The 6,941-nt window shown below is 49.2% G+C and carries 12 protein-coding genes and 2 pseudogenes; 10 read left to right on the top strand and 4 right to left on the bottom strand.

Annotation, left to right across the window (positions count from 1 at the left end; all coding sequences use genetic code 11):
- Positions 1-1,212: pseudogene (locus JOY44_RS33135) on the top strand (protein adenylyltransferase SelO family protein); the annotation flags it as partial.
- Between the two features lie 210 nt (positions 1,213-1,422).
- Here JOY44_RS33135 and JOY44_RS27140 read toward each other — a convergent pair.
- Together JOY44_RS27140 and JOY44_RS31835 are read right to left on the bottom strand one after the other, a co-directional pair.
- On the bottom strand, positions 1,423-1,575 hold the full coding sequence (locus tag JOY44_RS27140; protein ID WP_171576240.1) for a hypothetical protein: 153 nt from the start codon (positions 1,573-1,575) through the stop codon (positions 1,423-1,425).
- 121 nt (positions 1,576-1,696) lie between these two features.
- Positions 1,697-2,023 (bottom strand): alpha/beta fold hydrolase, encoded by a 327-nt coding sequence (locus JOY44_RS31835; protein WP_242541856.1) that lies wholly within the window; start codon positions 2,021-2,023, stop codon positions 1,697-1,699.
- A 741-nt stretch (positions 2,024-2,764) separates the two neighbouring features.
- On the opposite strand from JOY44_RS31835, the gene JOY44_RS33130 reads away from it, so the two are divergent.
- The 3 genes and pseudogenes from JOY44_RS33130 to JOY44_RS33120 all read left to right on the top strand — a co-directional run bounded on the left by JOY44_RS33130 (position 2,765) and on the right by JOY44_RS33120 (position 3,974).
- Complete coding sequence (locus tag JOY44_RS33130) at positions 2,765-2,941, top strand: hypothetical protein (RefSeq protein ID WP_242541899.1); 177 nt, start codon at positions 2,765-2,767, stop codon at positions 2,939-2,941.
- Between the two features lie 37 nt (positions 2,942-2,978).
- Positions 2,979-3,709 (top strand): annotated as a pseudogene (locus JOY44_RS33125) (IS256 family transposase).
- The gene (locus JOY44_RS33120; protein WP_415881142.1) at positions 3,702-3,974 is read left to right on the top strand and encodes a transposase; all 273 of its coding nucleotides are present in this window, start codon (positions 3,702-3,704) and stop codon (positions 3,972-3,974) included. Before JOY44_RS33125 ends, JOY44_RS33120 begins: the two are co-directional and overlap by 8 nt.
- Before the next feature lie 189 nt (positions 3,975-4,163).
- Here JOY44_RS33120 and JOY44_RS27125 read toward each other — a convergent pair whose 3' ends face one another.
- Entirely contained in the window at positions 4,164-4,529 is a 366-nt protein-coding gene (locus tag JOY44_RS27125) for a tyrosine-type recombinase/integrase (protein WP_242541898.1), read from the bottom strand.
- Here JOY44_RS27125 and JOY44_RS27120 point away from each other — a divergent pair.
- The 6 genes from JOY44_RS27120 (at position 4,518) to JOY44_RS31815 (ending at position 6,434) form a co-directional block, all read left to right on the top strand.
- The gene (locus JOY44_RS27120) at positions 4,518-4,919 is read left to right on the top strand and encodes a CAP domain-containing protein (protein ID WP_242541897.1); all 402 of its coding nucleotides are present in this window, start codon (positions 4,518-4,520) and stop codon (positions 4,917-4,919) included. The two genes, JOY44_RS27125 and JOY44_RS27120, sit on opposite strands and share 12 nt — an antisense overlap.
- 9 nt (positions 4,920-4,928) lie before the next feature.
- Positions 4,929-5,255 carry a hypothetical protein gene (locus tag JOY44_RS27115; RefSeq protein ID WP_171576274.1) on the top strand — a complete coding sequence of 109 codons (327 nt, stop codon included), beginning with the start codon at positions 4,929-4,931 and terminating at the stop codon, positions 5,253-5,255.
- Between the two features lie 31 nt (positions 5,256-5,286).
- Entirely contained in the window at positions 5,287-5,463 is a 177-nt protein-coding gene (locus JOY44_RS27110; RefSeq protein ID WP_171576579.1) for a hypothetical protein, read from the top strand.
- A 134-nt stretch (positions 5,464-5,597) separates the two neighbouring features.
- A complete protein-coding gene (locus JOY44_RS27105) occupies positions 5,598-5,789 on the top strand; it encodes a hypothetical protein (RefSeq protein ID WP_171576578.1) in 192 nt (63 codons plus the stop codon).
- 140 nt (positions 5,790-5,929) lie between these two features.
- Complete coding sequence (locus JOY44_RS31820) at positions 5,930-6,319, top strand: CAP domain-containing protein (RefSeq protein ID WP_242541896.1); 390 nt, start codon at positions 5,930-5,932, stop codon at positions 6,317-6,319.
- A complete protein-coding gene (locus tag JOY44_RS31815; RefSeq protein WP_242541895.1) occupies positions 6,291-6,434 on the top strand; it encodes a hypothetical protein in 144 nt (47 codons plus the stop codon). Before JOY44_RS31820 ends, JOY44_RS31815 begins: the two co-directional genes overlap by 29 nt.
- Positions 6,435-6,723: 289 nt before the next feature.
- On the opposite strand, the gene JOY44_RS27095 is transcribed toward JOY44_RS31815, so the two are convergent.
- Entirely contained in the window at positions 6,724-6,879 is a 156-nt protein-coding gene (locus JOY44_RS27095; protein ID WP_171576270.1) for a hypothetical protein, read from the bottom strand.
- Positions 6,880-6,941 lie beyond the last annotated feature (62 nt).

Genomic DNA, 6,941 nt, shown 5'->3' with positions numbered 1-6,941 from the left:
GGGCGCGCTGTCCTCGGTCAAGTGTGCGTGAGTTCTAGCGCAAGACTATATGCAGGCGTTAGGTGTGCCAACATCGCGCTCTTTGACACTGTATGTTTCTAAATCTGAGGACCGTTACCGGCCTGGTATTCTCAAGACCCTACTCTATTGACCCTGATGTTTTGGTGGACAATCCTGTGGCCATTTCAATCGCGTTGCACCCTCCTTTTTGCGCGTTGGTCAGCTAGAGTTATTGCCGCCGCACTCGCAGCAATGCTCATCCAAAAGCATTAGAAGAGTTGAGCATGATAGTGTCGCACTTAATTGAGCGAGAGTACAAAAGCGACATTAATCAAAGCCTGGTTTTGCCGGTCAATTAGTTGAATTGGCTAGCTATTTCGCCAGCGTCTCACTTCACTGGTGGCTAATTGGCTACGTGTTGGTTATTGCCAGGGTAATTTTAACAGTGACAACTGCGCTGCTGGAGGCTTTACCTAGACTATGGACCCTTTGGATTTTGTGAAAATTTGACCCTTGGTTTCAACCTTGGACTGGTGGCGGCGAGCACTTTTCATTCTTCAATCAGCCCATTGCAGCAGAAGCAAATTATTACATGTTTTGGAAAGCAGTGAGACTGCTACTTACAGAAGATGCTGAAGCGTTAGAACAGTTCGACCAAGTAGGCCGCGGCTTTTCAGAAGCCATGCAAAAACAAATCCAAAAAATGTGGGCGGACAAACTTGGCTTGACTGAATATCACCCAAAGCTATTTGAAAAATTTAATGCAGTTAATGACTGACTCAGAGGTAGATACACCATTTTCTTCCGCGAGTTATCCCATATACCAGATGATATCTCAGCATTGAAAAAAAAGCTTCTACGTTAAAACTTCACCACAAACTCGATGAACAATGGCAATCTTGGCTAAAAAGCTGGCGCGACCTCGTCATTAACGACGGCAATTTGGCTGAGATATCAACAAAGATGAAACAGACGAACCCAAAATACACATGGCGAGAGTGGTTGATTGCCCCTGCCTACAACAAGCCATGCAGGGTGACTATACTTTAGTTAAAGAGTTGCAAGAAGCTTAGCTATCCATATGATGAGCAATCACAAGACGTAGAAGATAAATACTATCGTCTAAGACCTAAGGCGTTTTTTAACACGGGTGGGTGTCGCACTATAGCTTTCATCTTGAATAGCTGCGTGACAAGCAACTATTCAAGATGAACAGCTTTGTTCTGAGCAAACTGCTGAAAGCCAGGTTTGCAATGAGTTTGAGTCCGATATGATAAAAAATTTCACGTATCGCGGCTCAACCCTAATAGCAATGCATAATTTGAATTAGAAGTCGAAGCGTCTATTGCTCATTCCCTGGTATAGCCTGGCTTTTTGTAGAGCTTCTCTGGTTGTTCAAGATTTCTGGTTTATAGACTGTCTCTACCCAATCCTCTGGGTGATTTCTTCGATCGCGACCGAAATCGAGTCTTCGCTGCTTTCGAGAATTGACATAGCATCTTTCACAATTTGCTCGACAAACCGAACCTTTGCTGTTCCGACCTCGGGATAAAGCTTGATGCTGATATGAGGCATTGTTTTTCTCCTTCAGTGCTTTGCTGAACAAAGTTTAAAGCCATTGGCGCGGAGGTCATTCTCATGACCAGGGACGAGCCGACAATTACTGGTAAGAATTCGATCCACTGCCTGGATTTAGTTAACGTTTATTGGTAGGTATCGTTTCAGCGATTAATATGTTGCATGAAGGATAGCAGGTGATTTGCAACGACTTGGGGTTGATCGAAGTGGGGCACATGTCCCGCTGCCTCAATCCAAATGAGTTGACTGCCTGAGATCGCTCGCTGCACCGAGTCGCATCAGCGGTTCCTAACACATCATCCGCTTTGCCCCACAGAATCAGCGTGGGATGGGTGACTTGAGCAATTCGATCGCTTAAATCCGAATACCCGCCACTTCTGGTAAAAGAGGCGATCGCCTCCTTCCACCAGGCATCTCTGATGGAGGAATGAGCAACGCAAAGCATCAATCAGCATCGGATTGACCATCGGTAAAACTGAAGCCGCCGCCAGGGCAGCCCGCTTACGGAAATAGAGCCAGTCCGCACCCAGGTCAATGAGTCCCTGTGGCAGAAATTGTCCGATTGGAAAGCTGCCAGAAAGCCAACGCTATCAATCAAAGCAAGGGATCGCACCCAGTTAGGATGGTGCAAAGCGAAATCGATCGCCACTGCCCCTCCTAAAGAAGCACCCACAAGAATAATCGGTTCACCAATCCAAGTTTCTACAATGCTCAGAAGATGTTGCCGGATTGACCTGGATTAACTGAGATCGAGGTAGGGTGCTCGGTGAACCCTGACCCGAGAGGTCGATCGCCCACACGTCTCCGCTCCCTGCCAACAACGGGAGCAACCGCCGAAATTCTAACAGGGAACTGTCGAACCATGCAACAGCAGAATTGGAGGAGTATCCGGGAAACAAGAAGATGACTGGGGAGCGAAATGAACATAAGCCGTCGAGAGCGCCGTTAGCCCTGCTGAAATGGCACCTCGACGATACGACGCTGAATGGTTTGCAGAAGGGTAATCGCCCCTGTATCTTGAATCTCGGCAACAGAGGATGGCAGAAAATGGGCAAACATTAGTCTCAACTAGATTGAGTAAGTTGGTATGCCAAGTTCCAATTTGGAACCGGACGGGATTGTAAATTAGATTGTGTCAAAGGTCAGAAGTTGAGATCTAATGAACTACTGAACTTGAGACAAAATCATGATGACCTTTCAACCCGAACTACTTGACCAACTGCTTCAAGGCTATGAAAAACCAGAAGATTTACTGGGGGATGGTGGCATCCTCAAACAATTGACTCAAGCCTTAGTGGAACGCTGCTGGAGGCAGAAATGCAAACCCACATCGAAGCACATCGGACTCAGCCTGAAGCTTTAAAGCCAAACAATCGTCGCAATGGGCATAGCAGAAGACGATTAAAGGTGAGTTTGGCGAAGCCGAGATTGCGATTCCACGTGACCGAGCAGGGGAGTTCGAACCCATCATCGTCCAGAAAAGGCAGACTCGCTTTGACGGGTTGATGACAAGATTCTGTCGCTGTATGCGCGGGGGATGAGTACTCGTGACATTACAGCTCAACTGCAAGACCTGTATGGGGTAGAAGTATCGGCTGGTTTGATTTCCAACGTGACTGAAGCCGTGGAAGAGGAGCGCAAAGTCTGGCAGAATCGTGGGCTGGAGCGGGTTTACCCAATTGTCTACTTTGATGCCATTGTGGTCAAAGTCAGGCAGGATGGACGGGTGATCAACAAAGCGGTTCATTTAGCTCTGGCAGTGAATCTGTCAGGCACAAAGGAACTGCTGGGCATGTGGATGACCCAAAACGAGTCATCTAAGTTCTGGCTCCAGGTGCTGACGGAATTACAGAATCGAGGACTCAAGGATATTTTCGTTGCTTGCTGTGATGGACTCACTGGCTTTCCAGATGCCATTGAAGCGGTATTTCCCAGAACAACGGTGCAGTTGTGCATCGTCCATATGGTGCGTAATTCCTTGAGCTATGTGTCCTACAAAGACCGTAAAGCTGTAGCAGCCGATTTGCGTCTGGTTTATACGGCCAGCACCGAAGCTTGGCGGAGCAATACTTGGTGGAGTTGGCTGAGCAATGGGACAAGCAGTATCCCACTATCAGTAAGTCCTGGATGAACCACTGGCAAAGGATTACTCCTTCTTTGCCTTCCCGAATGAAATTCGGAAAGCCATCTACACGACCAATGCCATTGAGTCGGTCAATATGACCCTGCGAAAGGTGTTGAAGAATCACAGAGCGTTTCCGACCGATGAGTCTGCACTTAAAGTGGTTTACTTAGCAATTCAGAACATCTCCAAAAAATGGACGATGCCGATTAAAGATTGGAAGCCTGCCTTAAATCGGTTTGCCATCGCCTACGACGATCGCTTTCCACTGTGACCTTCTATCCTTGACACAATCTATTTGACATACCCAACCGGACTGCTATCTTATGCAATCTACAAGTTTTCATCCTCCCCGATTGCCTTCAAGTACGCCTCGGCTGCTGCTTGCTTGAAGACACCCTTGGTGTACCGCTGAAACACTCGATCTCTCTTGATCCCCATCAATTCCTTACCAAACAAGGGATCAACCGCCTCGTCGGATCACTTCCGTTCCAAAGGTATGCCGGAACCGATGCGGGTTGAGATCTTCCACTCCAGCGATCGCCCCCAATTTCTTCACCATCCGGTGCAACCCTTTGTACCCTAACCTCTGTCCTGCACTCTTTGGGTCCTGCGCCAAAAACATCGGACTCTCTGGCAACGGTTCAAACATTCCACCCTGCTGCCGCCGCCACTCCAGGTAAGTCTCCAGATGAGATCGTGCCTCTCGACTCAGCGGCACCTCCGACACATTCTGCCCCTTCGAGCGATGCACCTTCAAAATCTTGCCGTTCCAATGCTCCACATTCAGAGCAGACGCTTCCGAAGCCCGCAGCCCATGACTGATCACTGCGGTTATCGGAAAGATGTGGGTGTATCTCTCTTAACCTGGTCTGAGGCTCTGGCTCGTGATGCTCAAACCTGGACAAACCATCTGGCAGCAATGGGTGGCAACACACTAATGCATGATGAAGGCGAGAATCTCTGGCTGGGCACCGCTGGAGCTTTCAGCAGCAATGACATGGTGAACTCTTGGGGAGCGGAGAAAAAGCAGTTTCGTCAGGGTATTTTTCCGAACGTCAGCAAAACTGGCGATTGGAATGATGTTGGACACTACACTCAGATGATTGGGGTGCGACGACTCAAGTCGGTTGTGCTAAAACCACCACAGGCGGCAATGACATTTTGGTTTGCCGCTACAGTCCTCCCGGTAATTTTGAGGGACAGCCTGTTTTTTTAAAACTGCCACATGGCTCATCTGCCCCTTGATTTAGACTGCAACGTGCCGCAATGGCAATGTTCCGCACCGCTGGACGCAGACATTGCGGCTCACATTCGCCGCGCCATGATGTTGCAGGGCTTCAAATGGGATACGCAAGTGGGCGATGTCAACACCCTGGCTCCTTTTGCCCTGATCTTGCCAGCTCAGACTTGGCGACAACTTGCTCAATTGGCGGAGTGTCTGACCCAGGAAACACTTCAGGCGGAGGCTGAACTGCAAGAGCGTCCTGATCTGTGGCAAGAATTGGGACTGCCGCGATCACTCCGACAAGCCATGTCCCAACACACACCCTGAACACCTGCCGCTGACCGAAATCAATTTGGCTATGCCAAGTGTCCACGTAACGGGGTTTTTCGTTCCACTGCATCTCAGACCCCACCGACAAACTGAAGCCGGAAAAAGCTGGCACACGTTGGAGGTGTCTCAATCGACGGTGCAGCAGTGGGAGAAATGGCAAAAATGTCTCCAGTTTGGAGAATCTGGAGAAGATTGCTCGAATTAGGGGATGGTGGTGGAGGATTTTGTTGCTTACCTGTATGGGTGCACAGGTGGGTTGACGAGTAAGGACATTCTTGATCGGGTAGAAGTAATGCCATCGCGGATTTTGCCCAGATGTTGCGAGTGATGGCGGATCGGATGGCTACGGCAAAGGATGCGCCGCCGATAGTGGAGCGTAAGGGGAAGGCTTCGACTAACGCTCAGCCCAAGGGGAAGGGCGAGGGGGAAGGCTTAGCTCAAGGTGATCGGGTGCCGCTGGAGTTGCTGGAGCAAGTTGAAATGGATGAGGTAACGGAGGGTACGGATGAAGAGATGAAGGGTGAAGTCTGAAGAATGAGGCTGAAGGAAACTGGAGCTTGCAGGGTTGAGATAGGGAACTCTTAACTCAATCAATAGGTTCAAGTATGAGATACCAATCCAGGCAAAGAAGGTCTTCGACATCGTTTGCAGTCAGAGCAAAACAAGTTCTCTTGCCTGGATTGTTGATTGCTGGAGTTAGCCTGCTTTCTGCGAAAGATGCTTTTTACTTTGATAACGGGTCGGGTGGGGCGGGTTGGAAGATTGGTAAACCAAAAGTATCGCTGCTCAACGCTCACGGCGGTCGATCGCTCCCAGAAGTTCGGCAGTTGGCGTTGGCGCTGGTGAACCGAGATCGTCAACTCAATGGCTTGTTGCCGCTAGTGGAAGATCCGCTGCTCTCTCAATCGTCTCAGCAGCACAGCCAAGATATGATGAGCCGCAATTATTACGCTCATGTCACTCCAGAGGGGAGAACCCCAACGGATCGCTTCACCCAAGTAGGCGGACGCGGTGGGGTGGGAGAAAAACATCATGCAGCAGACAGGCGGAACAGGAATTAGCTTGAGCTATGGGCTGATTGAAGCATTTCAGAAAAGCTGGATGTATAGCACAGGACATCGCCAAAAACTTGTTAAAGCCGGACTACAAACGTTTTGGTTATGGGATTGTGGTTGACCCGATGAGGGGACGAGCTTATGCGGTGCAAAACTTTGCTGGAGCAGAACAGTAATAACACTTGCGTCAGGGACTAGCGATTCTCGGTGTCGATCCACCAGCGTTGAAGTTTAGGCTTTTGACCGGGTTGATTATTGACGGTGACAACTGCTAGCTTTTGCCGTTGGCGTTGGTGAAGCTGAAGCGACAAAAGCCCATACCTGTACCAGAGCAGGTTTCGACTTCGTTGTAGCCAAGTTTGTCGATGAGTAGTTCATTGCGCCGAAGCGATCTCGATTGGGGGAATGTACTACACTTGCCATCCGCTGTTGAGCAAGGTCTTTCGTGCCTGAGCGTAGGGCATACCTTGTTTAAGGGTTTTGGGGAGGGTCTGAGCTATGGCGATCGTGGGCACAAGGAGTGTTGCGATCGTGGTTGCAGTGATTGTGGCAAGCAGTTTGTTCATAAGCACAACTTTATTTCTCCATGCAGTTCGCTAGATTTTTAGATTTACTGGATTTGTACGGA

Origin of the sequence: Leptolyngbya sp. Cla-17 (genome assembly GCF_016807185.1) — a bacterium.
Classification (GTDB): domain Bacteria; phylum Cyanobacteriota; class Cyanobacteriia; order Leptolyngbyales; family Leptolyngbyaceae; genus ULC077BIN1.
This window is presented reverse-complemented; position numbering and strand designations above follow the sequence as displayed.

Coding starts and splice junctions, on each gene's coding strand:
- JOY44_RS27095 (WP_171576270.1), bottom strand. CDS start 6,879: ATGAACAAACTGCTTGCCACAATCACTGCAACCACGATCGCAACACTC.
- JOY44_RS27120 (WP_242541897.1), top strand. CDS start 4,518: ATGACTGATCACTGCGGTTATCGGAAAGATGTGGGTGTATCTCTCTTA.
- JOY44_RS27105 (WP_171576578.1), top strand. CDS start 5,598: ATGGCTACGGCAAAGGATGCGCCGCCGATAGTGGAGCGTAAGGGGAAG.
- JOY44_RS33130 (WP_242541899.1), top strand. CDS start 2,765: ATGATGACCTTTCAACCCGAACTACTTGACCAACTGCTTCAAGGCTAT.
- JOY44_RS31815 (WP_242541895.1), top strand. CDS start 6,291: ATGCAGCAGACAGGCGGAACAGGAATTAGCTTGAGCTATGGGCTGATT.
- JOY44_RS31835 (WP_242541856.1), bottom strand. CDS start 2,023: ATGCTTTGCGTTGCTCATTCCTCCATCAGAGATGCCTGGTGGAAGGAG.
- JOY44_RS27115 (WP_171576274.1), top strand. CDS start 4,929: ATGGCTCATCTGCCCCTTGATTTAGACTGCAACGTGCCGCAATGGCAA.
- JOY44_RS27140 (WP_171576240.1), bottom strand. CDS start 1,575: ATGCCTCATATCAGCATCAAGCTTTATCCCGAGGTCGGAACAGCAAAG.
- JOY44_RS27110 (WP_171576579.1), top strand. CDS start 5,287: ATGCCAAGTGTCCACGTAACGGGGTTTTTCGTTCCACTGCATCTCAGA.